Annotated in this window: 21 protein-coding genes; 3 read left to right on the top strand and 18 right to left on the bottom strand. The window is 68.1% G+C overall.

Annotated elements, in window-relative coordinates; translation table 11 throughout:
- Window positions 1–2 precede the first annotated feature (2 nt).
- From ACPWT1_RS14780 to scpA, 7 genes are read right to left on the bottom strand one after another with little or no spacing between them, the layout of a single operon-like run.
- A complete protein-coding gene (locus ACPWT1_RS14780) occupies window positions 3–1040 on the bottom strand; it encodes a D-cysteine desulfhydrase (protein ID WP_427911913.1) in 1038 nt (345 codons plus the stop codon).
- A 39-nt stretch (window positions 1041–1079) separates the two neighbouring features.
- Window positions 1080–1571, bottom strand: coding sequence for a VOC family protein (locus ACPWT1_RS14775; RefSeq protein ID WP_427911912.1), 492 nt, complete (start codon window positions 1569–1571; stop codon window positions 1080–1082).
- On the bottom strand, window positions 1568–3619 hold the full coding sequence (locus ACPWT1_RS14770) for an acetyl-CoA carboxylase biotin carboxylase subunit (RefSeq protein ID WP_427911911.1): 2052 nt from the start codon (window positions 3617–3619) through the stop codon (window positions 1568–1570). The genes ACPWT1_RS14775 and ACPWT1_RS14770 overlap by 4 nt, the downstream gene beginning before the upstream one ends.
- A 5-nt stretch (window positions 3620–3624) precedes the next feature.
- Window positions 3625–4245, bottom strand: a complete 621-nt coding sequence (locus ACPWT1_RS14765; protein WP_427911910.1) for a glutathione S-transferase family protein — start codon at window positions 4243–4245, stop codon at window positions 3625–3627.
- A gap of 11 nt (window positions 4246–4256) precedes the next feature.
- A complete protein-coding gene (locus ACPWT1_RS14760) occupies window positions 4257–5789 on the bottom strand; it encodes an acyl-CoA carboxylase subunit beta (protein ID WP_427911909.1) in 1533 nt (510 codons plus the stop codon).
- Window positions 5790–5813: 24 nt separating this feature from the next.
- Window positions 5814–6806, bottom strand: a complete 993-nt coding sequence (gene meaB / locus ACPWT1_RS14755) for a methylmalonyl Co-A mutase-associated GTPase MeaB (RefSeq protein ID WP_427911908.1) — start codon at window positions 6804–6806, stop codon at window positions 5814–5816.
- Window positions 6806–8965, bottom strand: coding sequence for a methylmalonyl-CoA mutase (gene scpA, locus ACPWT1_RS14750; RefSeq protein ID WP_427911907.1), 2160 nt, complete (start codon window positions 8963–8965; stop codon window positions 6806–6808). Before scpA ends, meaB begins: the two co-directional genes overlap by 1 nt.
- A 95-nt stretch (window positions 8966–9060) precedes the next feature.
- Here scpA and ACPWT1_RS14745 point away from each other — a divergent pair, with 95 nt between their 5' ends.
- Window positions 9061–10509 carry a short-chain fatty acyl-CoA regulator family protein gene (locus ACPWT1_RS14745; protein WP_427911906.1) on the top strand — a complete coding sequence of 483 codons (1449 nt, stop codon included), beginning with the start codon at window positions 9061–9063 and terminating at the stop codon, window positions 10507–10509.
- An 18-nt stretch (window positions 10510–10527) separates the two neighbouring features.
- Here the strand turns inward: ACPWT1_RS14745 and ACPWT1_RS14740 are convergent, their stop codons facing one another.
- The 7 genes from ACPWT1_RS14740 to dusA all read right to left on the bottom strand — a co-directional run bounded on the left by ACPWT1_RS14740 (window position 10528) and on the right by dusA (window position 18905).
- On the bottom strand, window positions 10528–11490 hold the full coding sequence (locus ACPWT1_RS14740; RefSeq protein ID WP_427911905.1) for a tripartite tricarboxylate transporter substrate binding protein: 963 nt from the start codon (window positions 11488–11490) through the stop codon (window positions 10528–10530).
- Between the two features lie 231 nt (window positions 11491–11721).
- Window positions 11722–12900: an acyl-CoA dehydrogenase gene (locus tag ACPWT1_RS14735; RefSeq protein ID WP_427911904.1), complete on the bottom strand. Its 1179-nt coding sequence runs from the start codon at window positions 12898–12900 to the stop codon at window positions 11722–11724.
- Between the two features lie 16 nt (window positions 12901–12916).
- Entirely contained in the window at window positions 12917–13312 is a 396-nt protein-coding gene (locus ACPWT1_RS14730; protein WP_427911903.1) for a RidA family protein, read from the bottom strand.
- A complete protein-coding gene (locus ACPWT1_RS14725) occupies window positions 13309–14466 on the bottom strand; it encodes an acyl-CoA dehydrogenase family protein (protein ID WP_427911902.1) in 1158 nt (385 codons plus the stop codon). Before ACPWT1_RS14725 ends, ACPWT1_RS14730 begins: the two co-directional genes overlap by 4 nt.
- A gap of 141 nt (window positions 14467–14607) precedes the next feature.
- Entirely contained in the window at window positions 14608–15468 is an 861-nt protein-coding gene (locus ACPWT1_RS14720; RefSeq protein WP_427911901.1) for an enoyl-CoA hydratase family protein, read from the bottom strand.
- Between the two features lie 14 nt (window positions 15469–15482).
- Window positions 15483–17840, bottom strand: a complete 2358-nt coding sequence (locus ACPWT1_RS14715; RefSeq protein ID WP_427911900.1) for a bifunctional salicylyl-CoA 5-hydroxylase/oxidoreductase — start codon at window positions 17838–17840, stop codon at window positions 15483–15485.
- A gap of 69 nt (window positions 17841–17909) precedes the next feature.
- Window positions 17910–18905: a tRNA dihydrouridine(20/20a) synthase DusA gene (gene dusA / locus ACPWT1_RS14710; RefSeq protein WP_427911899.1), complete on the bottom strand. Its 996-nt coding sequence runs from the start codon at window positions 18903–18905 to the stop codon at window positions 17910–17912.
- 120 nt (window positions 18906–19025) lie between these two features.
- On the opposite strand from dusA, the gene ACPWT1_RS14705 reads away from it, so the two are divergent.
- Both ACPWT1_RS14705 and ACPWT1_RS14700 read left to right on the top strand, forming a co-directional pair.
- Window positions 19026–19181 (top strand): hypothetical protein, encoded by a 156-nt coding sequence (locus tag ACPWT1_RS14705; protein ID WP_427911898.1) that lies wholly within the window; start codon window positions 19026–19028, stop codon window positions 19179–19181.
- Window positions 19145–19429, top strand: coding sequence for an RNA-binding protein (locus ACPWT1_RS14700; RefSeq protein WP_427911897.1), 285 nt, complete (start codon window positions 19145–19147; stop codon window positions 19427–19429). The genes ACPWT1_RS14705 and ACPWT1_RS14700 overlap by 37 nt, the downstream gene beginning before the upstream one ends.
- 7 nt (window positions 19430–19436) lie before the next feature.
- Here the strand turns inward: ACPWT1_RS14700 and ACPWT1_RS14695 are convergent, their stop codons facing one another.
- From ACPWT1_RS14695 to ACPWT1_RS14680, 4 genes are all read right to left on the bottom strand, one after another.
- Entirely contained in the window at window positions 19437–20687 is a 1251-nt protein-coding gene (locus tag ACPWT1_RS14695; RefSeq protein ID WP_427911896.1) for a cytochrome-c peroxidase, read from the bottom strand.
- A gap of 82 nt (window positions 20688–20769) precedes the next feature.
- Complete coding sequence (locus ACPWT1_RS14690) at window positions 20770–21477, bottom strand: response regulator (protein ID WP_427911895.1); 708 nt, start codon at window positions 21475–21477, stop codon at window positions 20770–20772.
- A gap of 165 nt (window positions 21478–21642) precedes the next feature.
- Window positions 21643–22380 (bottom strand): acetoacetyl-CoA reductase, encoded by a 738-nt coding sequence (gene phbB / locus ACPWT1_RS14685; RefSeq protein WP_427911894.1) that lies wholly within the window; start codon window positions 22378–22380, stop codon window positions 21643–21645.
- 71 nt (window positions 22381–22451) lie between these two features.
- Window positions 22452–23633 carry an acetyl-CoA C-acetyltransferase gene (locus ACPWT1_RS14680; protein ID WP_427911893.1) on the bottom strand — a complete coding sequence of 394 codons (1182 nt, stop codon included), beginning with the start codon at window positions 23631–23633 and terminating at the stop codon, window positions 22452–22454.
- Window positions 23634–23697 lie beyond the last annotated feature (64 nt).

The raw sequence follows: 23697 nt of genomic DNA, 5'->3' as shown, positions 1-23697 counted from the left end.
GGTCAGTCCGCGACGGGCGCTTCGCCCAGCACCTGGCGCTCGTACGCGTGCAGCGACGGCAAGCCGCCCGTGTGCAGGAACAGCACGTTCTCGCCGGCCTTGAGCGTGCCCTTGCGCGCCAGCCCGATCAGGCCCGCCATGATCTTGCCGGTGTAGACCGGGTCGAGCGGGATGCCTTCCGTGCGCGCCAGCATCTGCACGGCCTCGACCATCGCCTGGTTCGGCACCGAGTACTTGGGCTGCCAGTAGCCGCCCACGCTCTGCACCATCTCGCGCGGCACCGTGATGCCAGTGCCCAGCAGGTCCATCACGGCCTGCGCTTCCTTGTGCACCAGAGGTTCCTGGTCGGCCGGATCGCGGCTGACGCCGATGCCGGTGATGGGGATGCGGATGTTGTTGCCGATGAAGCCGGCGAGCAGGCCACCGTGCGTGCCCGAGCTGCCCGAGCCGACGACCACCCGGTCGATGAGCACGCCCTGCTCGAACAGCTGCTGCTGCAGCTCCTGCGCGCAGGCCACGTAGCCGAGGCCGCCGAGCGCGTTGGAGCCGCCGCCGGGGATGATGTAGCCCCTGCGTCCTTCCTTCGCGAGCGCGTCGACGACCTTCTGCATCTCGGCGCCCATGTTGCTGCCGCCCGGCACGACGGTGATCGCCTCGACCCCCATCAGGCGGAACATGAAGTTGTTGCCGCTGGCGCCTTCGTCGTAGCTGTCAGGCACGCGCTCCTCGATCACGAAGCGGCACTTCAGGCCCTCCTTCACCGCGGCCGACAAGGTGATGCGGCAGTGGTTGGACTGCGGCGCGCCGCAGGTGACCAGCGTGTCGGCGCCCTTGGCGATGGCATCGGCGACGAGGAATTCGAGCTTGCGCGTCTTGTTGCCACCGGGGAACAGGCCGAGCATGTCGTCGCGCTTGATCCAGATGCGCGGGCCCTGCCCACCGGGGCAGGTGGCGGCGAGCGCCTCGCTGAAGCGCGGCAGGAATTCCAGCGGCGTGGTGAACGGGGTGTAGCGGCGGCGGGGAAAGCGTGTGAGGTCCATGGCGCGATCTTATCGAGGCCGTGGACGCGGCCCGGATGGCTACGCCGTCGGCGACGACTGGGCCAGTGCGGTGAAGGCGCGCACCACTTCCGGCGGCGCCTGCACCAGCTCGATCAGCACGCCTTCGCCGCTGACCGGCGCTTCCTCGCTGCCCTTGGGGTGAATGAAGCAGATGTCGAACCCCGAGGCACCGCGACGGATGCCGCCCGGCGCGAAGCGGACGCCGCGCGCCTGCAGCCACTCGACGGCCTGGCGCAGGTCGTCGACCCACAGGCCCACGTGGTTCAGCGGCGTGGCGTGCACCGCGGGCTTCTTTTCCGCGTCCAGCGGTTGCATCAGGTCGACTTCGACCTTGAACGGGCCGGTGCCCAGCGCGCAGATGTCCTCGTCGACGTTCTCGCGATCGCTCTTGTAGGTGCCGGCCACTTCCAGGCCGAACATCTCGACCCACAGCGGATGCAGGCGGCGCTTGTCCAGGCCGCCGATGGCGATCTGCTGCACACCCAGGACTCGGAAGGGACGCTCGCTCATCGCTCGAACTCCACGATCGGCTGGTCGACTGTCAGCGATTCGCCCTTGCCGGCCAGCACCTTGGCCACGACGCCGTCCGCCGCGGCGAACAGCACGTTCTCCATTTTCATCGCCTCGATCACCGCGACGCGCTCGCCGGCCTGCACCTTCTGCCCCGGCTGCACGGCCACGTCGACCAGCAGGCCCGGCATTGGCGACAGCACGTAGCGGCTCATGTCCGGCGGCGCCTTGTACGGCATCAACGCATGCAGCCCGGCGGTCCGCGGCGTGAACACCATCGCCACGAGGCGCGTTCCGCCCTGGCTGATGGCGATCGCGAGCGGGTTGTTGCCGACGCCGCGCTCGACCTGCGCGGTGAAAGGCTTGCCGCCGACGGTGCCGCGGATGCGGGAGGCGCCCAGGTGCCAGGTCGAGCAGATCTCGTAGCGCTTGCCGTCGGTCTCGACGACCGACGAGCCCGAGACGGCCTGGAAGTCGGAAACCTTGGCCGGCTGCTGGCGCGACTTGCCGCCCTCCCCCTGCACCACCACCACGTAGTCCTCGCCGACGCGGAACTCGTGGCCGCGCAGCTGGCCACTGATGCCCGCCGAGCGCTGCAGCGCGCGCCGGTTCACGTAGGCCGCGAGTGCCACGAGGAAATCCGGATCCTCGTGCGCCACGTCCTCGGCGCGGAAGCCCTTGCCGTAGTGCTCGGCGATGAAGCCGGTGTTGAAGGCGCCCGCCATGAAGTCCGGGTGCGCCAGCAACGCGACCTGGAACGGCACGTTGCTGGAGATGCCGCGGATCACGAAGCCGTCGAGCGCCGCGCGCATCTTCGCAATGGCGTCGCGCCGATCCGTGCCGTGCACGATCAGCTTGGCGATCATGGAGTCGTAGTACATCGGGATCTCGCCGCCTTCGGTGACGCCGGTGTCCACGCGCACCCCCTGCAGGTGCTGGGTGTCGGACGCCCACATCGATTCCTTCGGCGCCTGGAAACGCACCAGGCGCCCGGTCGACGGGAGGAAATTGCGGAACGGGTCTTCGGCGTTGATGCGGCACTCGATCGCCCAGCCGTCGCGCTTCACGTCGCCCTGCGTGAGCGGCAGCTTCTCGCCCGCCGCGACGCGGATCATCAGCTCCACGAGGTCCAGGCCGGTGATGCATTCGGTGACCGGATGCTCCACCTGCAGCCGCGTGTTCATCTCGAGGAAGTAGAACGACTGGTCCTTGCCGACCACGAATTCCACCGTGCCGGCCGACTGGTAATCCACGGCCTTCGCCAGCGCCACGGCCTGCTCGCCCATCGCCTTGCGAGTGGCGTCGCTGATGAAGGGCGACGGCGCCTCCTCGATCACCTTCTGGTGGCGGCGCTGGATGGAACACTCGCGCTCGTTGAGGTAGACCACATTGCCGTGCACGTCGCCCAGCACCTGGATCTCGATGTGCCGCGGTTCCTCGACGAACTTCTCGATGAACACGCGGTCGTCGCCGAAACTGTTGCGGGCCTCGTTGCGGCACGAGGTGAAGCCCTCGAAGGCTTCCTTGTCGCTGTAGGCGACGCGCAGGCCCTTGCCGCCGCCGCCGGCCGATGCCTTGATCATCACCGGGTAGCCGATGTCCTTGGCGATCGACACCGCACGCTCGGCCGATTCGATGGCCTCGTTCCAGCCGGGAATCGTGTTCACCTTCGCCTGGGTGGCCAGCTTCTTGGAAGCGATCTTGTCGCCCATCGCCGCGATCGAGGCGTGCTTGGGCCCGATGAAGGTGATGCCCTCCTCCTCGACCTTCTTCGCGAACTCCTCGTTCTCCGACAGGAAGCCGTAGCCCGGGTGCACGGCCTGCGCGCCCGTCTGCTTGCAGGCGGCAATGATGCGATCCATGCGGAGGTAGCTGTCGCGCGAAGGCGCCGGGCCGATGTGCACTGCCTCGTCGGCCAGCTGCACGTGGCGCGCGTCGCGATCCGCATCGGAGAAGACGGCGACCGTCTTGATGCCCATCTTCTTCGCGGTCTTGATGACGCGGCAGGCGATCTCGCCACGGTTGGCGATCAGGATCTTGGTGAACATGGTGCTCATTTCAGGCCGAGTTGCTGGCACATGGCCAGGTTGCGCGCCTCGGCACGCTGGAAGGCGGGGCGCGCATCGAGTCGCGCGACGTAGTCGGTGAACGCGGGCCGCGCATCGATCTGCCTGAAGCCGATCAGGAAGCGCAGCAGGCCACCGAACACCACGTCCGCCATGGAGAACTGCTCGCCCAGCAGGAAAGGCTTGCCTCGCAGCGCGCTCTCGGTGGCGGCGATCATCGCGTCATGGCTGCCCCATCCGGCGGACACTTCCTTGACGGTCCAGCCGGAACTGCGGGCCATCACGGCGGGCTCGATCACGCTGGGCGCGAAGAAGGCCCAGCGCAGGTACGTCCCGCGCCGGGGATCGTCCAGCGCCGGCGCAAGCCGCCCGGGCGCATAGCGGTCCGCCAGGTACAGGGCGATGGCCGCCGCCTCGGTGACGACGAGGTCACCATCGACGAGCGTCGGCAGCTTGCCCATCGGGTTGAGCGCGACAAGCTCGGGCCGCTTCTGCTCGCCCTTCATGATGTCGACGACCTTCAGCTCGTAGGGCACGCCGGCCTCTTCCAGCGCCCAGATCGTGCCGGCGGCGCGCGAGTACGGGTGGTAGTGGAGGATCAAGGACATGGTCGCCTCCTTCACAGGGGAATGTTCCCGTGCTTGCGCCACGGGTTCTCGAGCTTCTTGTCGCGCAGCATCACCAGCGAGCGGCAGATGCGCTTGCGGGTCTCGTGCGGAAGGATCACGTCGTCGATGAAGCCGCGCGCACCGGCGATGAAGGGGTTGGCAAAGCGCGCCTTGTACTCGGCCTCGCGCGCCGCCAGCTTGGCGGGATCGTTCTTGTCCTCGCGGAAGATGATCTCCACTGCGCCCTTGGCGCCCATCACCGCGATCTCGGCATTGGGCCAGGCGAAGTTGACGTCGCCGCGCAGGTGCTTGGAGCTCATCACGTCGTAGGCCCCGCCATAGGCCTTGCGCGTGATCACCGTGATCTTGGGCACGGTGCATTCGGCATAGGCGTACAGCAGCTTGGCGCCGTGCTTGATGATGCCGCCGTACTCCTGGCTGGTGCCGGGCATGAAGCCCGGCACATCGACGAACGTGATCACCGGGATGTTGAACGCGTCGCAGAAGCGCACGAAGCGCGCCGCCTTGATCGAGCTCTTGATGTCCAGGCAGCCGGCCAGCACCAGCGGCTGGTTCGCCACGATGCCCACCGTCTGCCCCTCGAAGCGGGCGAAGCCGATGACGATGTTCTTGGCGTACTCGGGCTGCAGCTCGAAGAAGTCGCCGTCGTCGACCGTCTTGACGATCAGCTCCTTCATGTCGTACGGCTTGTTCGGGTTCTCCGGCACCAGCGTGTCCAGCGAGTGGTCCATGCGATCCACCGGATCATTGCTGGGCCGGGTCGGCGGCTTCTCGCGGTTGTTCAGCGGCAGGTAGTTGTACAGCCGGCGCAGCATGAGCAGCGCCTCGACGTCGTTCTCGAACGCCAGGTCCGCGACGCCGCTGCGCGTGGTGTGCGTGGCAGCTCCGCCCAGCTCCTCGGCCGTCACCTCCTCGTGCGTCACCGTCTTCACCACGTCGGGGCCGGTGACGAACATGTAGCTGGAGTCCTTCACCATGAAGATGAAGTCGGTCATGGCAGGTGAGTACACGGCGCCGCCCGCGCAGGGACCCATGACCATGCTGATCTGGGGAACCACGCCGGAGGCCAGCACGTTCTTCTGGAACACGTCGGCATAGCCGCCCAGCGACGCCACGCCCTCCTGGATGCGCGCGCCGCCGGAGTCATTGAGGCCGATCACCGGCGCGCCGACCTTCATCGCCTGGTCCATCACCTTGCAGATCTTCTCGGCATGCGCCTCGGACAGCGCGCCGCCGAAGACCGTGAAATCCTGGCTGAAGACGAACACCAGGCGGCCGTTGATCATTCCGTAGCCGGTGACCACGCCATCGCCCGGGATCTTGTTCTCGGCCATGCCGAAGTCGTGCGAGCGGTGCTCCACGAACATGTCCCATTCCTCGAACGTGCCTTCGTCCAGCAGCAGTTCGAGGCGCTCGCGCGCCGTGAGCTTGCCCTTCCTGTGCTGCGCGTCGATGCGCTTCTGGCCGCCGCCCAGGCGCGCAGCGGCCCGCTTGCGTTCGAGCTGCTCGAGGATGTCTTGCATGTGTCTTCTCTCCGTGTTCTTGTCTCAGGGCCGCGGCTGGAAGGCAGCCAGCAGCTGGCGCGCGGCGGTCGATGCAGGCAGCCGGCCCTGCTCGACATCGGCCAGCGCCTGCGGCAGTTGCGCCTTGACGTGCGGGTCGTTGCGGAATGCGTGCTTCAGGCCGGACTCGATGCGTTCCCACATCCAGCCCAGCGACTGGTGCCGCCGGCGTTCCTGCAGCCGGCCACCCTGCGCCTGCAGCTCGCGGAAGCGCGTCACTGCCGACCAGAAGCGGTCGACGCCTTCGTTCTTCAGCGCGCTCAGTTGCACCACCTGCGGCTGCCATGGGCCGCGGTCGCGTCCGTGCTGCGTGAAGAGCCGCAACGCGCTGGTGATCTGGGCCTGGGCCCGCGTCGCTGCATCGGGGTCGAGGTCGGATTTGTTGATGGCCACGAGGTCGGCCAGCTCCATCACGCCCTTCTTGATCGCCTGCAGGTCGTCGCCGGCGTTCGGCAACTGTATCAGCACGAACATGTCGGTCATGCCGGCCACCGCGATCTCGCTCTGGCCGACGCCGACCGTCTCGACGATCACGATGTCGTAGCCGGCGGCCTCGCACACCAGCATCGCCTCGCGCGTCTTCTCGGCCACGCCACCGAGCGTGCCGCCGGAAGGGCTGGGGCGGATGTAGGCCTTCTCGTGCACGGACAGCTGCTCCATGCGCGTCTTGTCGCCGAGGATGGAGCCGCCGGAGACGCTGCTGGAGGGATCGATCGTGAGCACGGCCACGCGGTGCCCTTGCGCGATCAGGAACAGGCCCAGCGCCTCGATGAAGGTGCTCTTGCCCACGCCCGGCACGCCGGAGATGCCCAGGCGGAAAGAATTGCCCGTGTGCGGCAGCAGCTCGGTGAGCAACTGGTCGCCCTGCGCGCGGTGGTCGGCGCGGGTGGATTCGAGCAGCGTGATCGACTTCGCGATGGCACGACGCTGTTGCACGGCGGCCCCGTGCAACACCTGCTCGGCCAGCGCGCCGGCCATCAGCCCTGCGCCTTGCGGATCTGCTCCAGCACGTCCTTCGCGCTGGCCGGGATCGGCGTGCCGGGGCCGTAGATGCCCTTCACGCCAGCGTCGTACAGGAAGCTGTAGTCCTGCTGCGGGATCACGCCGCCGACGAACACGATGATGTCGTCGGCGCCCTGCTTGCGCAACTCCTGGATGATGGCGGGCACCAGCGTCTTGTGGCCTGCGGCCAGCGTGGACACGCCCACGGCATGCACGTCGTTCTCGATCGCCTGCCGCGCGCATTCCTCCGGCGTCTGGAACAGTGGGCCCATGTCGACATCGAAGCCCAGGTCCGCATACGCCGTGGCCACCACCTTGGCGCCGCGGTCGTGGCCGTCCTGGCCCAGCTTGGCGATCATCACGCGCGGGCGGCGGCCCTGCGCCTCCGCGAACGCGGCGATCTCGCCCTTCAACTTGTCCCAGCCTTCGGCCGAATCGTAGGCAGCTGCGTACACACCGGTCACCTTCTGCGTATCGGCGCGGTGGCGCCCGAACACCTTCTCCAGCGCATCGGACACCTCGCCCACCGTCGCCCGCAGGCGGATGGCGCGGATGCTCAGGTCGAGCAGGTTGCCCTCGTTCTTCTCGGCCGCGGCGGTCAGCGCATCCAGCGCCGCCTTCACCTTCGCGGCATCCCGCGTGGCGCGGATCTTCTGCAGTCGCGCCACCTGCTGCTCGCGCACCTTGTGGTTGTCCACCTCGAGGATCTCCACCGGATCCTCCTTGGCCAGCCGGTACTTGTTGACGCCGACGATCACGTCCTTGCCCGAATCGATGCGGGCCTGCTTCTCGGCGGCCGCGGCCTCGATCTTCAGCTTGGCCCAGCCCGAGTCGACCGCGCGTGTCATGCCACCCATGCGATCGACCTCTTCGATGATGGCCCAGGCGGCGTCGGCCATGTCCTGGGTGAGCTTCTCCATCATGTAGCTGCCGGCCCAGGGATCGACCACGCTGGTGATGTGCGTCTCTTCCTGCAGGATCAGCTGCGTGTTGCGCGCGATGCGCGAGGACGTCTCGCTGGGCAGCGCGATCGCCTCGTCGAAGCTGTTGGTGTGCAGCGACTGCGTGCCGCCGAACACCGCCGCCATCGCCTCGATCGTGGTGCGCACCACGTTGTTGTACGGATCCTGCTCGGTGAGCGACCACCCCGAGGTCTGGCAATGCGTGCGAAGCATCAGGCTCTTGGGGCTCGTCGCGCCGAAGTCCTTCATGATCCTGCACCACAGCAGCCGCGCCGCGCGCATCTTGGCGATCTCGAGATAGAAGTTCATCCCGATCGCCCAGAAGAACGACAGTCGCCCCGCGAAGTCGTCCACGCCCAGGCCCTTGGCCATCGCGGTCTTCACGTACTCCTTGCCGTCGGCCAGCGTGAAGGCCAGCTCCAGCGCCTGGTTGGCGCCCGCCTCCTGCATGTGGTAGCCGGAGATCGAGATCGAGTTGAACTTCGGCATGTTCTTCGCCGTGTACTCGATGATGTCGCCGATGATCCGCATGCTCGGCTGGGGCGGGTAGATGTAGGTGTTGCGGACCATGAACTCCTTGAGGATGTCGTTCTGGATGGTCCCCGACAGCTTGTCCTGCGCGACGCCCTGCTCCTCGGCCGCCACCACGTAGCCCGCCAGCACCGGCAGCACGGCGCCGTTCATGGTCATGGACACGCTCACCTTGTCGAGCGGGATCCCGTCGAACAGGATCTTCATGTCCTCGACCGAGTCGATCGCCACGCCGGCCTTGCCGACGTCGCCGGTCACGCGCGGATGGTCGCTGTCGTAGCCGCGGTGCGTGGCCAGGTCGAACGCCACCGACACGCCCTGCCCGCCCGCGGCCAGCGAACGCCGGTAGAACGCGTTGGATTCCTCGGCGGTGGAGAAGCCGGCGTACTGACGAATGGTCCATGGCCGCACCGTGTACATCGTGGCCTGCGGGCCGCGCACGTACGGCTCGAAGCCGGGCAGCGTGTCGGTGTGGGCCAGGCCCTGCAGGTCAGCGGCGGTGTAGAGCGGCTTCACCGCGATGCCATCGGGCGTGGTCCACGTCAGCGCGCCGACGTCGCCGCCCGGCGCGGACTTGGCAGCCGCCTTCTTCCAGAGGTCCAGGTCGGCGGCGGCGCCCTTGTCTTGCTTCGGCTCGGTCATAACCTTGCAATCTTCGCAAAAACAGGCGCACTGAACAACGGATAATCTCGACGGAAGGCCTCGAATCGCCTTGTGAATTTGCGAAGCTTGCAAAGATGACCAAAGCCTTCATGGGCGTGCGCCTCAAGACGCTGCGGGAGCAGCAGGGCCTGACGCAGGCCGCGCTGGCCGCGTCGCTGAAGATCTCGCCCAGCTACCTCAACCAGATCGAGAACGACCAGCGTCCGCTGACGGTGCCCGTGCTGCTTCGCTTGCAGGCGGCCCACGGCATCGACCTGCAGCTGTTCTCGGACGATGCGGGCGCACGCCGGCTGAGCGAGTTGCGCACGGTCTTCTCGGATCATCCGCATGCGCATCCGGTGCCGCTCGCCGAAGCCAAGGTCGTCGCCTCGCAGTTGCCATCGGTCGCGACCGTGCTGCTCGACCTGCACAAGCGATCCCGTGCCGCGGAGGAACGACTGTCCTCGATCGTCGCCGGCAGCGATGCCGACCGCACGACCGGCGAGGTCGCACCGCCGCTGCAGCCCTACGAGGAGGTGCGGGAGTTCTTCTACGCGCGCCACCACCACATGGCCGTGCTCGACCAGCGCGCGGAGCAGCTGTACGAAGAGGTGACGCAACAGGTCGGCGAAACAGCGGTCGGCGCGGCGGACCTGCTGGCGTGCCTGCGGGAGCGCCTGCGCAAGCAGCACGGCGTCGACGTGCGCGAGACTGCCGCAAACCGCACTTCGGACCAGGCGCTGCGCAGCTACGATGCCGCCACGCGCACGATCTCGCTGGCCACCGACATGGATCCCGGACAGCAGGCCTTCCAGCTCGGCGTGCAGCTGGCGTTCCTGGAGACCGGTCCGCTGATCGACTCCTTCACCACCGCCGATGCGTTCAAGACGTCGCAGGCGCGAAGCCTGGCGCGGTTGGGCTTCGCCAATCATTTCGCGGGGGCCCTGGTGCTGCCGAACGGCCGCTTCCAGGCCGCGGCCGAGGCGCTGCGCTACGACCTCGAACTGCTGAGCGACCGCTTCGGCGTCGGCTTCGAGACCATCGGCCACCGACTCTCGACGATGCACCACGCGCCGGGTCGCGGGATCCCGTTCTTCTTCGTGCGCGTCGATCGAGCGGGCAACGTGTCGAAGCGTCAATCCACCGCCGACTTCCACTTCTCGCGCCACGGCGGCACCTGCCCGCTGTGGAACGTCTACGAGGCGTTCTCGCAGCCCGGCAACATCCTCACGCAGCTCTCGCGCATGCCGGACGGCCGCACCTACCTGTGGATCGCGCGCACGGTGGAACACCGGCGGGGCGGATACGGCGCGCCCAAGCGCATGTTCGCGGTCGCCCTGGGCTGCGACGCGCGCTACGCGGACCGGCTGGTGTACGCCAAGGGCGTGAACCTGGTCGACCCCGACGCCGCCACGCTGATCGGCGCCGGCTGCAAGGTGTGCGACCGGGCCGATTGCGCGCAGCGCGCGTTCCCGCCGCTGGGACGCACGCTGCAGATCGACGAGAACCAACGCGGCTTCGCGCCCTACGCCTCCGGCATGTGAAGTGCGGGCGCGGCGCGCTCAGTCGGCCTTGGCGCCGGACTCCTTCACCACCTTCGCCCATTTCGTCATCTCGGACTGCACGAAGGTGCCCAACTGCTCGGGCGTGCCCGGCGCGGCATCGAGGCCCAGCGTCGCGAGCTTCTCCTTGACGTCGGGCATCGCCAGCACGCGCGCGGTCTCGGCGTTGATCTTCAGCTGGATGTCACGGGGCAGGCCCGCGGGCGCGAACAGCGCGAACCAGGAACTGGCGTCGAACCCCGGCAGGCCGGACTCCGCCAGCGTCGGGATGTTCGGCGCCGCAGGCGAGCGCTGCGCGCTGGTGACGGCGATGGCACGCAGCTCGCCCGACTTCACCAGCGGCAATGCCGACGGCATGTTGTCGAAGATCATCGTGATGCGGCCGCCCAGAAGGTCCGGGATGGCGGCGGCGCGGCCCTTGTAGGGGATGTGCTGCATCTTCACGCCTGCCATGGTGTTGAACAGCTCGCCGGACAGGTGGATCGAGGTGCCGCTGCCGCTGGAGCCGAAGGTCAGCGGCTCCTTCTTGGCCAGCGCGATCAGCTCGCTGGTGGTCTTCGCCGGCACGTGGTTGTTGACCACCAGCAGGTTGGGCGTCGACGCCAGGAAGATCACTGGCGTGAAGTCCTTCAGCGGGTGGTACGGCATGTTCGTGTACAGCGACGCGTTGATCGCGTGCGTGCCCACCGTGCCGACGACCAGTGTGTGCCCGTCCGGCGCGCTCTTGGCGACGAAGTCGGCGCCGATGTTGCCGCCAGCGCCCGGCTTGTTGTCGACCGTGACCGGCTGCCCGAGCGAGGCCCACTTCTCCGCCAGGATGCGCGCCAGCGTGTCGGGTGCGCCGCCCGGCGTGAAGGTGACGACGATGCGGATCGGCTTGGTGGGCCAGGCGGCCTGCTGGGCGAACGCGGGGACGGCAGCCAACGCGAGGGTGGCCAGCGCGAGCGAGCGGCGGGTGAACATTCGAATGTCTCCTGGTGTGCTTATGCGGGCCATTCTGCGGCCGCGCCGCGGGCGGGAGACACCGGGATTTCGCTAGAAGACAGGACTCCCAAGCGCAGAGGACGCAGAGCAAGCGCAGAAGACGCAGAAGAAGACATCAACAATGGATTTCTTCTGCGTCCTCTGCGTTCTTCTGCGTCCTCTGCGTTTGGGAGTCCGCTTCCAACAGCGCGCCAACGGCGCGCGCACCGCCTAGAAAGCAGCGATGCCCGTCTGCGCGCGCCCCAGGATCAGCGCATGGATGTCGTGCGTGCCCTCGTAGGTGTTCACTACCTCCAGGTTCACCAGGTGCCGGGCCACGCCGAATTCGTCGCTGATGCCGTTGCCGCCCATCATGTCCCGCGCCGTACGGGCGATGTCCAACGCCTTGCCGCACGAGTTGCGCTTCATGATCGAGGTGATCTCGACGGAGGCCGTGCCCTCGTCCTTCATGCGCCCCAGGCGCAGGCAGCCCTGCAGGCCCAGCGTGATCTCGGTCTGCATGTCGGCCAGCTTCTTCTGGATCAACTGGTTGGCCGCGAGCGGCTTGCCGAACTGCTTGCGATCGAGGACGTACTGGCGGGCGCGGAACCAGCAGTCTTCGGCTGCACCGAGCGCGCCCCAGGCGATGCCATAGCGCGCCGAGTTGAGGCAGGTGAACGGGCCCTTGAGGCCGCGCACCTCGGGGAAGGCGTTCTCCTCGGGGCAGAACACGTCCTCCATCACGATCTCGCCCGTGACCGAGGCGCGGAGGCCGACCTTGCCCTTGATCTTCGGCGCGGACAGGCCCTTCCATCCCTTCTCCAGCACGAAGCCGCGGATGGCGCCCTCGTCGTCCTTGGCCCAGACGACGAACACGTCGGCGAACGGCGAGTTGGAGATCCACATCTTGCTGCCCGTCAGCTTGTAGCCGCCATCCACCTTGCGTGCCCGCGTCACCATGCTGGCTGGGTCGGAGCCGTGGTTCGGCTCGGTCAGGCCGAAGCAGCCGATGAACTCGCCCGTCGCGAGCTTCGGCAGGTACTTCTGTTTCGTCGCCTCGTTGCCGAATTCGAAGATCGGCACCATGACCAGCGACGACTGCACCGACATCATCGAGCGATAGCCCGAATCGACGCGCTCCACCTCGCGCGCGATCAGGCCGTAGCTCACGTAGTTGAGGCCTGCGCCGCCGTACTGCTCCGGGATGGTCGGGCCGAGCAGGCCCAGCTCGCCCATCTCCCGGAAGATCTTCGGATCCGTGGTCTCGGTGCGGAACGCCTCCAGCACACGCGTGGCCAGGCGCTCCTGGCAGTACGCGGCAGCCGCATCGCGGACGGCGCGCTCATCGCCGGTGAGCTGCTGGTCCAGCAGCAGCGGGTCGGCCCAGTGGAAGGTGGCCTTGGTTGCCATGGAAAAACTCCTGAATTCAGTCCGGCAGGACCGCAGTGACTTCGATCTCGACCTTGGCCCGGTCCTCGATCAGCGCCCTCACCTCCACCGCCGTCATGGCGATGTCGTAATGGCCGACCAGTTCCCGGAACGCCGCCCCGATGCGCCGGCCTGCCGCCAGATACTCGCGCTTGTCGGTGACGTACCAGGTCATCCGGACGATATTTTCCGGCTTTCCGCCGGCCGCCCGCAGCACGTCCGCGACATTGCGCAGCGCCTGCGCGACCTGCTCGCCGAAGTCGTCGCTGTGGAACTGCTGCTGGGCGTCCCAGCCGATCATTCCCGCGATCGACAACAGGCGGCCTTGCGCCACCACGGCATTGGCATACCCGCGCGGCCGCGGCCAGCCCTCCGGCAGGATCACCTGGTTCATCGCATGTCCTTCAGCAGTTCGCGGGCAATGATCAGCTGCTGGACCTCGCTCGCGCCTTCGTAGATCCGCAGCGCGCGGATGTCGCGGTACAGCATCTCCACAGGCTGGCCGCTCACCACGCCCAGCCCGCCGAACATCTGCACGGCGGCGTCGATCACCTGCTGCGCGCCTTCGGTGGCGCTGAGCTTGGCCATCGCGGCCTCGCGCGTGACGCCACGGCCCTGGTCGCGCTGCCACGCGGCGCGGTAGACCAGCAGCGCGGCGCCATCCACGGTGGTCGCCATCTGGGCCAGCCTGGCCTGGGTGAGCTGGAAGTCGGCCAGCACCTGGTTGAACATGCGCCGGGTGGTGGCGCGCTGCAGCGCTTCGTCGAGGGCGCGGCGTGCGAAGCCCAGGGCCGCCGCGGCCACCGACGTGCGAAAGACGTCCAGCGTGCGCATCGCCACCTTGAAGCCCTCGCCCGCCTCGCCGATACGGTTCCCCATCGGCACGCGGCAATTGGTGAACTTCAGGCGTGCCAGCGGATGGGGCGCGATCACCTCGATGCGCTCGGCGATCTCGAACCCCGGCGTGCCGGCGTCGACGATGAAGGCCGAGATGCCACGCGCACCGGGCGCCTCGCCCGTGCGGGCGAACACGACGTAGAAGTCGGCGATGCCGCCATTGGAGATCCAGGTCTTCTCGCCATCGAGCACGGCGTGGTCGCCCTCGACGCGCGCCGAACACTGCATCGCGGCGACGTCGGAGCCGGCGTCGGGTTCCGACAGAGCGAAGGCCGCGATGGCTTCGCCGCGCGCGACGCGCGGCAGGTAGCGGTCCTTCTGCGCTTGCGTCCCTTGCAAGCTGATCGCGCCGGACCCCAGGCCCTGCATGGCGAACGCGAAATCCGCCAGCCCGCTGTGGCGGGCCAGCGTTTCGCGGATCAGGCAGATGGCTCGGGTGTCGATGGCCGACGCGGCGCCGTGCTCGCCACCAACGGCGTGGCGCAGCCAGCCTGCAGCGCCGAGGGACTTCACCAACGCCCGGCAGTCGCCGTCGACGTCCTTGCCGTGCGTGTGCGGAACATGTTCACTGGCCCAGGTGTCGAACGAGAGTGCCAGTTCCTTGTGGCGCGGTTCGAGAAACGGCCAGTCGAGGTAAGCACGGTCAGGCATGGCTGGTGCCCCGACGCTGAACCACAGGGATGTCGTCCCCGCGAAGGGGGGAACCCAAGGCTTCCCTCACGACGTTCGCTGGAAGCGGACGCGTTGGATTCCCGCCTTCGCGGGAATGACGGATCCCTTGGCCATCCATGCTCAGTTCCCCTCGAACACCGGCTTGCTCTTCCCGACGAAAGCCTTGTACGCCCGCGTGAAGTCCTCGGTCATCATGCAGATCGCCTGTGCCTGCGCCTCTGCTTCGATGGCCTGCTCCAGCGTCATCGCCCATTCCTGGTGGAGCATGGTCTTGGTGATTCCATTGGCGAAGGTCGGGCCGCTCGCGATGTCGGCGGCCAGCTTGCGTGCCTCACCCAGCACGGCATCGGGATCGCACAGCCGGTTGAAGAACCCCCACCGCTCGCCCTCCTCGCCGGTCATGGAGCGGCCGGTGTACAGCAGCTCGCTCGCGCGCCCCTGCCCGATCAGCCGCGGCAGGATGGCGCATGCCCCCATGTCGCAGCCGGCCAGGCCGACGCGGTTGAACAGGAACGCAGTCTTGCTGCGCGCGGTGCCCAGGCGCAGATCCGAGGCCATGGCCACGATGGCGCCGGCGCCGGCGCAGACGCCATCGACCGCCGCCACGATCGGTTGCGGACAGGCCCGCATCGCCTTCACCAGGTCGCCCGTCATGCGCGTGAACATCAGCAGCTCGGGCGCCTCGAGTTTCACCAGCGGACCGATGATTTCGTGCACGTCGCCACCCGAGCAGAAGTTGCCGCCGGCACCGGTCACCACGACGGCGTGGACATCGGTCGCGTAGCGCAGCTGCCCGAACAGGTCGCGCAGCTCGGCGTAGGAGTCGAACGTGAGCGGGTTCTTGCGCTCGGGCCGGTTCAGGGTGACCGTGGCCACCTTGCCCTCGAGCGACCAGCCGAAGTGCCGCGCCTGGTAGCCCGCCAGCGGCTTGCGGTTACCCGCGGCCAGCGCGGGATCGACGCGGGTGCTGTCATCGTTCATCTCGTCTCCTGTTCTCACACGCCCTGGGCGCGGTTGGCCTGCTCCAGCGGCGACAGGCCGGCGGACTGCGCCGCCATCGCCTTCTCGCGCTCGAGGTTGCGTTCCAGCTGGCTCTTGCCCGAGAGGTACTGCACGGGCCAGCGCGCGCCGCCGTAGCCGATCTTCGCGGCCTCGTTCAGCGTCCATGCCGGATTGGCCAGGTGCGGCCGCGCGATGGCGCACAGGTCCGCGCGACCGGCAGCGATGATGCTGTTGACCTGGTCGGCGTCGGTGATGGCGCCCACGGCCATCGTGGCGATGCCGGCTTCGTTGCGCACGCGATCGGCGAACGGCGTCTGGTACATGCGGCCATACACCGGCTTCTGCTTGCGGCTCACCTGGCCCGACGAGCAGTCGACCAGGTCGCAGCCGGCGGCCTTGAAGGCCCGCGCGATCTCCACCGCGTCGTCCGGCGTGATGCCGCCTTCCACCCAGTCGTGCGCCGAGATGCGCACCGACATCGGCAGGTGCTGCGGCCACGCCTCGCGCATGGCGCGGAACACTTCGAGCGGATAGCGCAGCCGGTTCTCCAGCGTCCCGCCATAGTCATCGGTGCGCAGGTTGGTCAGCGGCGAGATGAAGCTGGAGAGCAGGTAGCCATGCGCACAGTGCAGCTCCAGCCAGTCGAAGCCTGCCGACGCGGCGCGCCGGGTGCTGCGCACGAACGCGTCGAGGACCCGGTCCATGTCGTCGCGCGTCATCGCGCGCGACCAGTCGCTGACGCCGTCGATGTACTGCTGCGGAGAGGCGGACAGCAGCGGCCAGTTGCCCTGGGCCAGTGGCTGGTCCTCGCCTTCCCAGGGCACGCGCGTCGAGCCCTTGGGGCCTGCGTGGCCCAGCTGCATCGCGATCTTCGCGTCGGTGGAGCGGTGCACGAAGTCCACGATGCGGGTCCACGCGGCCTGCTGCTGGTCGTTCCACAGGCCGGGGCAGCCGGGCGTGATGCGCGCATCGGGTGACGTGCAGGTCATCTCGGCGACCACCATGCCGGCGCCACCCATCGCCCGCGCGCCGAGGTGCACCAGGTGGTAGTCGCCCGGCACGCCGTCGTCGCACGAGTACTGCGCCATCGGCGAGACCACCACGCGGTTCTTCAGCGTGGTGCCGCGCAGCGTGAACGGTGTGAACATCGGGGGCACCGGCTGCCCGGTGGGCGCGCGCTGCACGCCCGCTGCGGCGGCGATCCAGTCCTCGTACTGCTCGACGTACTGCCGGTCGCGCAGCCGCAGGTTCTCGTGGCTGATGCGCTGGCTGCGCGTGAGCAGCGAATACGCGAATTGCGGCGCCGGCAGGTTGACGTAGCGCGCGACGTTCTCGAACCACTCGGTGGAGTTGCGCGCGGCGTTCTGGATCTTCAGCACCTCCACGCTGCGCACGGCCTCGTAGTCCGCCAGCGCGCGCGCCAGGTCATTGCCGCTGCGCCCGATGCAGCGGGCAAGCTCGATCGCATCTTCCAGTGCGAGCTTCGTTCCCGATCCAACCGAGAAATGCGCCGTGTGCGCCGCATCACCCATCAGCACCACCGGCTGGCGGCCGTTGTGGTGCACCCAGGTCCTGCAGACCACGCGCGGGAAGCGGATCCACTGGGCCGAGCCGCGCAGGTGCGACGCGTTGGACATCAGCGGATGGCCGTCGAGGTACTTCGCGAACAACCGCTCGCAGAACGCGATCGAGGCCTCCTTGTCCATCTCCTCCAGGCCGGCCTTGCGCCACACGGCCTCCGGCGTCTCGACGATGAAGGTGGAGGTGTCGCCATCGAACTGGTAGGCATGGGCCTGGAACCAGCCGTGTTCGGTCTCCTCGAACGCGAAGGTGAAGGCCTCGAACCGCTTGTGCGTGCCCAGCCAGACGAAGCGGCACTGGCGCAGGTCGATGTCGGGCTGGTAGGTCGCCGCGTACTTCGTGCGGATGCGGCTGTTGAGGCCATCGCTGGCGATCACCAGGTCGGCATCGGCGAACCTCGATTCATCCTGCACGTCGGTGTCGAACACCAGCTTCACGCCCAGAGACTCGCAGCGCGCCTGCAGGATGTTCAGCAATCGCTTGCGCCCGATGCCGCAGAAGCCGTGGCCGCCCGAGCGCACCGTCGTGCAGCGGATGTGCACCTCGATGTCGTCCCAGTGGTTGAAGGCGTCGAGGATCTCGCCCGCGGTCTGCGGGTCGGCCGCCTGCAGGTTCCCCAGTGTCTGGTCGGAAAACACCACGCCCCAGCCGAAGGTGTCGTACGGCTTGTTGCGCTCGACCACCGTGATGTCGTGCCGAGCATCCTGCTGCTTCATCAGCAGCGCGAAGTACAGGCCGGCCGGGCCGCCGCCGATGCAGACGATCTTCATGGGTGCTCCAGGCCTCGATAATTGAAGTTTAAAGCATCTGGCCGGGCCTGGAGACTGGCCGCGCCGTGCTCAGGCGGCCCGCGCCAGGGGCGGCTGGTGCGCCAGCCGCATCACCTCGCGCGGATCGTGGCCCTTCAGGCGGTGGTCGCTCCAGACCTGGCGCCAGCGGCGGGCACCGGGCAATCCGTGCCGCAAGCCGAGCATGTGGCGCGCAATGTTCTGCCAGGGGGTGCCGTGGGCGCTCGCCTGCGCCACCATGTAGTCGACCATCGCGGCCTCCACCTCGTCGCGTGTGAGCGTGCCTTCCGGGTCGCCGTAGAACGTGCTGTCCCAGGACGCGAGCCACCAGGGGTTGTGGTACGCCTCGCGACCGATCATGGCGCCGTCCAGGACCTCCAGCTCGCGCTGCACCTGCCCGGTGGTCGTGATGCCGCCGTTCACCACGATCAGCAGCTGCGGGAACTCGCGCTTGAGGCGACGCACGGTCTCGTACCTGAGCGGCGGCACCTCGCGGTTCTCCTTGGGCGACAGGCCCTTCAGCCAGGCATTGCGGGCATGCACCAGGAACACGCGGCAGCCGACCTCCGCCACCGCGCCGACGAAGTCGCGCACGAAGTCGTAGCTCTCCTCCTTGTCGATGCCGATGCGGTGCTTGACCGTGACGGGCACATCCACCACGTCCACCATCGCCTTCACGCAGTCCGCCACGAGGGCTGGCTCGGCCATCAGGCAGGCACCGAAGCTGCCGCGCTGCACGCGCTCGCTGGGGCAGCCGCAGTTGAGGTTGATCTCGTCGTAACCCCACTGCTCGCCCAGCCTGGCGCAGTGCGCGAGATCCTCCGGCTCGCTGCCGCCCAGCTGCAGCGCCACGGGATGCTCGTCGCCCCCGTAGTCCAGGTGCCGCGGCACGTCGCCGTGCAGCAGCGCGCCGGTGGTGATCATCTCGGTGTAGAGCAGCGCACGGCGGCTCAGCAGGCGATGGAAGTGGCGGCAGTGGCGGTCGGTCCAGTCCAGCATCGGCGCCACGGACAGGCGCCAGCGATCGGCAGAAGGCAGGGAAGTCACGGACGTGATCGTACGCGGCGTTGCTGAGGGCACTTCCTACAGCCCGCGGCCTCCCCTGCCGACACCAGGCCCGCGGCTCCTGCGCTGCAATGGCAGGAACGACATGCAACGGAGAACCGCATGAGGACCTTCGAACTGAGCCGCGACATGACGACCATGACCGGCAAGTTCTATCCGACCGGACACATCCTCCTGATGCTGCCCGACGCGGGCGCAGCGGATGCCGCCGGGCGGCCCTGGTGGACGCCGGGCTGGACGACGACGACATCATGCTGATCACGCCGGAAGTGATGATGAGCCAGCTCGTGCGCACGGTCGGCAATGCGGACGTGCCGCTGCCATCGGCGGGGACCGAGGCCGACACCGTGCGACGGTTCGCCCAGTACGCCTCCCAGGGCCACTACGCGCTGCTGGTGCGCGCACCGGAGAACGAAGACAGCGAACGCGTCATGCGGGCCCTCCAGGGCCATCCCGTGTCGCACGCGCAGAAGTACCGCATGCTCGTGATCGAGGACCTTGCCTAGCGCTGGGCTATTGCGGAGTCACGGCCGTGTCCGCATCGGCGCGGAAAGGATCGCTGAAGCGCGGGTCGGCTGCGAGCACCGGGTCGTCCAGCGTGCGCAGGAAGGCCACCAGCGCGTCCTTGTCGGCCTGCGGCAGGTTGGGCCGCAGCGGCTTGCCGTCAGGTCCCTTGAGGCGGCCATCGAGGCCCGGGCCGTCCTGCACGCCGGTGCTGTAGTGCTCGATGACCTGCTCCAGCGTCGAGAAGCGGCCGTCGTGCATGAAGGCGGCAGAGCGCGCCACGTTCTTCAGCGACGGTGACTTCAGGCGGCGCGTCTCGCCGGCGTCAAGGCCGTTGTTGCCGGAGTTGGTGAGCGCGAAGGTGGGCGGCGCGTGGCAGGCCGCGCAGTTCTGGCCGCCGTTGGCGCGCGCCGCCATGAACAGGTCCTTGCCGCGGTTCTCCTGCTCCGTGAAATTGGGGAACGGCTTGTTGAAGCCCTTGTCCGCCAGCGTCGCGTCGAACACCTGCGCCGCACCGTCGTCCCACCGGCTGTGCGTGGACACCATGCCGCGAAGGAATTGCGCCAGCGCGCCCTGGATGCGCTGCTCGTTGATCGCCGTGTCGCCGTAGGCCGCCCTGAACAGGTCGTTGTAGTAGGGCAGCTGCTGCAGCTTCTGCACCGCGGCGGCGATGCCCCCATGTGCGGCGTCGAAGCCCATCTCGACCGGGTTCTGCACGGGCCCTGTCGACTGCGCCTCCAGCGAGGCAGCGCGCTTGTCCCAGAACATCGTGCCCGGCTGGTAGTAGCGCACGTTGGCCAGCCGCATGGCGTGCGCGGACCCCAGGGTGCCGTCGAAGCCGGTCGAGAAGCGCTTCGTGTCGGCCAGGTCCTGGGCCTGCTGGTGGCAGGACGCGCACGACATCTGGCCGCTCACGCTCAGCGCCTTCTCGTGGAACAGCACGCGGCCCAGGGTGGCCATCACCGGCGAGGCGACCGTTCCTGCCGGCGTGTTGTCCTGCGCCTGCACGCCTGCGAAGTGCGCCGGCAGTTGCGGGGTGTAGTCGGGAAGCTGCTGGCCATCGAGGCGCAGCACCGATGTCGACTGGGCGGAGAGCACCAGGCTGGACCCGGACGCCAGTGCGGGGGCAGCCGTCGTCGCGGCGGGGGCGCTCGCCGTGGTGCCCGCTCCGCCGCCACCGCCACCTCCGCATGCCACGAGGGCGAGCGTGGCGATGACCACGGGCAGATGGCGCGCGTGCGCCGCAAGCTTGAGCATCATCCGTCGAATCCTCCAGTGAACGAAGTCGGCCATTCTTGGAACCGACTGTGGATGGATTGCGGAGGAACTCCGGACGACTGGCTCACCCTGCGGTCGCGCTTGCCTCCATCTGCAAAGGCTCGAAGCGGTACCCCGCCCCGTAGACGGAAACGATGCCGCAGCCGTCCGGGCGCACGGCCTCGATCTTGCGGCGCAGGTTCTTCACGTGGCTGTCGACGGCGCGGAAGCTGGCGTTCGGACTGACGTCGCTCGCGTCGGCCAGGTCCTCGCGCGAGAACACATGGCCCGGGCGCGAGAGCAGCCGCCGCAGCAGCCTGTACTCCTGCGGCGTGAGCGGCAGCCACTGCTCGTCACACGCGATGCGCCGGCTGCCCTCGTCGATGCGGAAGCCATGCAGCACCGTGGCACCGGCCAGGCGTCCCTCGGCGCGCCGCAGCAGCGCCTTGATGCGCGCGGCGATCTCGCGTGGGCTGAACGGCTTGCACACGTAGTCGTCGGCGCCGACCTCCAGGCCCAGCGTACGGTCGATCTCCTCCACGCGTCCGCTCACCATGATGATCGGCACGGAGGAAAAGCGGCGCAGCTGGTGGCACACCTCGAGGCCGTCCAGGCCCGGAAGGCCCACGTCCAGCAGCACCAGCGCGGGTTCGGCGCGGCGCACCTCCGGCTCCACATGCAGGCCGTTCATCACGACGGAAGTGGCATAGCCCTGCGAGTGCAGGAAGTCGGACAGCAGCGCGGCGGCACGCGAGTCGTCCTCGACGATCAGGATTCTTCTTGTTGAGGTCACGGAGGGTCGGCCGGTGCATGCGCTTCGGCAGGCGCACTGCATCACCGGCTGGGTTGGCGACAGGGCGCCACAATGCACGAAGCCCGCCGGGGCGGGCTTCATTCATGTGACGTTTGTGACATCCTGAACCGGAATTCCCGGTCCGCGGAAACCGTTGCGAAGCCCTCAGCCCATGTGCATGCCGCCGTTGACGGAGAAGTCGGCGCCCGTGGAATAGCCGCTCTCGTCGGACGCGATCCACGCGATGATCGATGCGATCTCGTCGGGCAGGCCCAGTCGCTTGACGGGGATGGTGGCCACGATCTTGTCCAGCACGTCCTGCCGGATCGCCCTGACCATGTCGGTGCCCACGTAGCCCGGGCTCACGGTGTTCACGGTGACGCCGCGGCTCGCGAGCTCCTGCGCGAGCGCCATCGTGAAGCCGTGCATGCCCGCCTTGGCCGCGGAGTAGTTGGTCTGGCCGGCCTGGCCCTTCTCGCCGTTGACCGACGAGATGTTGATGATCCGCCCCCAGCCCCTCTCGACCATGTCGCCCACCACCTGCTTGGTGACGTTGAACATGGAGTTGAGGTTGGTCTCGATCACCGCGTCCCAGTCCTCGCGCGTCATCTTGAGGAACATGCGGTCGCGGGTGATGCCCGCGTTGTTCACCAGCACGTCGATCGGGCCGTGGTCAGCCTTGGCCTTGCTGAACGCCTCGACCGTCGAATTCCAGTCGCCCACGTTGCCGACCGAGGCGTAGAACGTGAAGCCCTTGGCCTTCTGTTCGTCCAGCCACTTGGCGTAGTCGCGCGTGGGCCCGCAGCCCGCGATGACCTTGAAGCCTTCCTTGTGCAAGCGATGGCAGATAGCGGTGCCGATGCCGCCCATGCCGCCGGTGACGTACGCAACCTTCTGAGCCATGTTCTCTCCTTGCAATTTGCGACAACTGCGGCGGCCGGTGCGGCCCGCAGGGTGCGACCCACTCTAGCCAATCAGGCCCTCTCGACGGCGAGGGAAACCCCCATGCCGCCGCCGATGCACAGCGCCGCGAGGCCCTTGCGCGCTTCACGCCGCTGCATCTCGTGCAGCAGCGTCACCAGGATGCGGCATCCCGACGCGCCGATGGGATGGCCGATGGCGATGGCGCCACCGTTGACGTTGACCTTGGCGGGGTCGATGCCCAGCTCCTTGTTCACCGCGCACGCCTGCGCCGCGAAGGCTTCGTTCAACTCGAACAGCTGCACGTCCTGCGCGTTCCAGCCGGCGCGCTGCAGCGCCTTGCGCGAGGCCGGCACCGGGCCCATGCCCATGGTGGCCGGGTCGAGCCCCGAGGTACCGAAGCCGGCGATGCGTGCCAGCGGACGCAGGCCCAGCGAGGCCGCCTTCTTCGCGCCCATGACCACCACCGCGGCGGCGCCGTCGTTGATGCCGGACGCATTGCCGGCCGTGACGCTACCCGACTTGTCGAACGCGGGGCGCAGTCCCGCCAGGGCTTCGGCGCTGGTCTTCTTGTTGATGAACTCGTCGGCGGCGAAGACGACAGGATCACCCTTCTTCTGCGGGATGGTGACCTGCACGATCTCGTCCTTGAACTTGCCCGCTTCCTGCGCGGCGGCCGCCTTCTGCTGGCTGGCGAGCGCGAGCGCGTCCTGCGCAGCGCGATCGATGCCGTACTGCCTGGCGACGTTCTCCGCCGTGATCCCCATGTGGTACTGGTTGTAGACGTCCCAGAGGCCGTCGACGATCATCGAGTCGATCATCTTCCAGTCGCCCATGCGCTGGCCCTCGCGCGAGTTCATCAGCACGTGCGGCGCGGCGCTCATGTTCTCCTGGCCACCGGCCACCACGATGTCCGAATCACCCCACGCGATGGCCTGCGCGGCGAGCATCACCGCCTTCAAGCCCGACCCGCACACGGCGTTGATCGTCAGGCCCGGAACTTCCTTGGGCAGGCCCGCCTTCAGCAGCGCCTGGCGCGCCGGGTTCTGGCCGGAGCCAGCGGCGAGCACCTGTCCCATGATGACCTCGCCCACCTGCGCCGGATCCACCTTGGCACGGGCCAGGGCCTCCTTGATCACGATCGCGCCGAGTTCCGGCGCCGGGATCTTGGCGAGCGAGCCGCCGAACTTGCCGACGCCGGTGCGGACGGCCGAAACGATGACGATGTCTTCCATAGGGACTCCTTTGGGGAAGGGGCTAGAGGCTGGAGGCTGAAGGCTGGAGACCGGGACTACCGGC

Origin of the sequence: Ramlibacter sp. MMS24-I3-19, assembly GCF_050320135.1 — a bacterium.
Taxonomy (GTDB): Bacteria; Pseudomonadota; Gammaproteobacteria; order Burkholderiales; family Burkholderiaceae_C; genus Ramlibacter.
This window is presented reverse-complemented; position numbering and strand designations above follow the sequence as displayed.

Coding starts and splice junctions, on each gene's coding strand:
- ACPWT1_RS14780 (WP_427911913.1), bottom strand. CDS start 1,040: ATGGACCTCACACGCTTTCCCCGCCGCCGCTACACCCCGTTCACCACG.
- ACPWT1_RS14775 (WP_427911912.1), bottom strand. CDS start 1,571: ATGAGCGAGCGTCCCTTCCGAGTCCTGGGTGTGCAGCAGATCGCCATC.
- ACPWT1_RS14770 (WP_427911911.1), bottom strand. CDS start 3,619: ATGTTCACCAAGATCCTGATCGCCAACCGTGGCGAGATCGCCTGCCGC.
- ACPWT1_RS14765 (WP_427911910.1), bottom strand. CDS start 4,245: ATGTCCTTGATCCTCCACTACCACCCGTACTCGCGCGCCGCCGGCACG.
- ACPWT1_RS14760 (WP_427911909.1), bottom strand. CDS start 5,789: ATGCAAGACATCCTCGAGCAGCTCGAACGCAAGCGGGCCGCTGCGCGC.
- meaB (WP_427911908.1), bottom strand. CDS start 6,806: ATGGCCGGCGCGCTGGCCGAGCAGGTGTTGCACGGGGCCGCCGTGCAA.
- scpA (WP_427911907.1), bottom strand. CDS start 8,965: ATGACCGAGCCGAAGCAAGACAAGGGCGCCGCCGCCGACCTGGACCTC.
- ACPWT1_RS14745 (WP_427911906.1), top strand. CDS start 9,061: ATGACCAAAGCCTTCATGGGCGTGCGCCTCAAGACGCTGCGGGAGCAG.
- ACPWT1_RS14740 (WP_427911905.1), bottom strand. CDS start 11,490: ATGTTCACCCGCCGCTCGCTCGCGCTGGCCACCCTCGCGTTGGCTGCC.
- ACPWT1_RS14735 (WP_427911904.1), bottom strand. CDS start 12,900: ATGGCAACCAAGGCCACCTTCCACTGGGCCGACCCGCTGCTGCTGGAC.
- ACPWT1_RS14730 (WP_427911903.1), bottom strand. CDS start 13,312: ATGAACCAGGTGATCCTGCCGGAGGGCTGGCCGCGGCCGCGCGGGTAT.
- ACPWT1_RS14725 (WP_427911902.1), bottom strand. CDS start 14,466: ATGCCTGACCGTGCTTACCTCGACTGGCCGTTTCTCGAACCGCGCCAC.
- ACPWT1_RS14720 (WP_427911901.1), bottom strand. CDS start 15,468: ATGAACGATGACAGCACCCGCGTCGATCCCGCGCTGGCCGCGGGTAAC.
- ACPWT1_RS14715 (WP_427911900.1), bottom strand. CDS start 17,840: ATGAAGATCGTCTGCATCGGCGGCGGCCCGGCCGGCCTGTACTTCGCG.
- ACPWT1_RS14705 (WP_427911898.1), top strand. CDS start 19,026: ATGAGGACCTTCGAACTGAGCCGCGACATGACGACCATGACCGGCAAG.
- ACPWT1_RS14695 (WP_427911896.1), bottom strand. CDS start 20,687: ATGATGCTCAAGCTTGCGGCGCACGCGCGCCATCTGCCCGTGGTCATC.
- phbB (WP_427911894.1), bottom strand. CDS start 22,380: ATGGCTCAGAAGGTTGCGTACGTCACCGGCGGCATGGGCGGCATCGGC.
- ACPWT1_RS14680 (WP_427911893.1), bottom strand. CDS start 23,633: ATGGAAGACATCGTCATCGTTTCGGCCGTCCGCACCGGCGTCGGCAAG.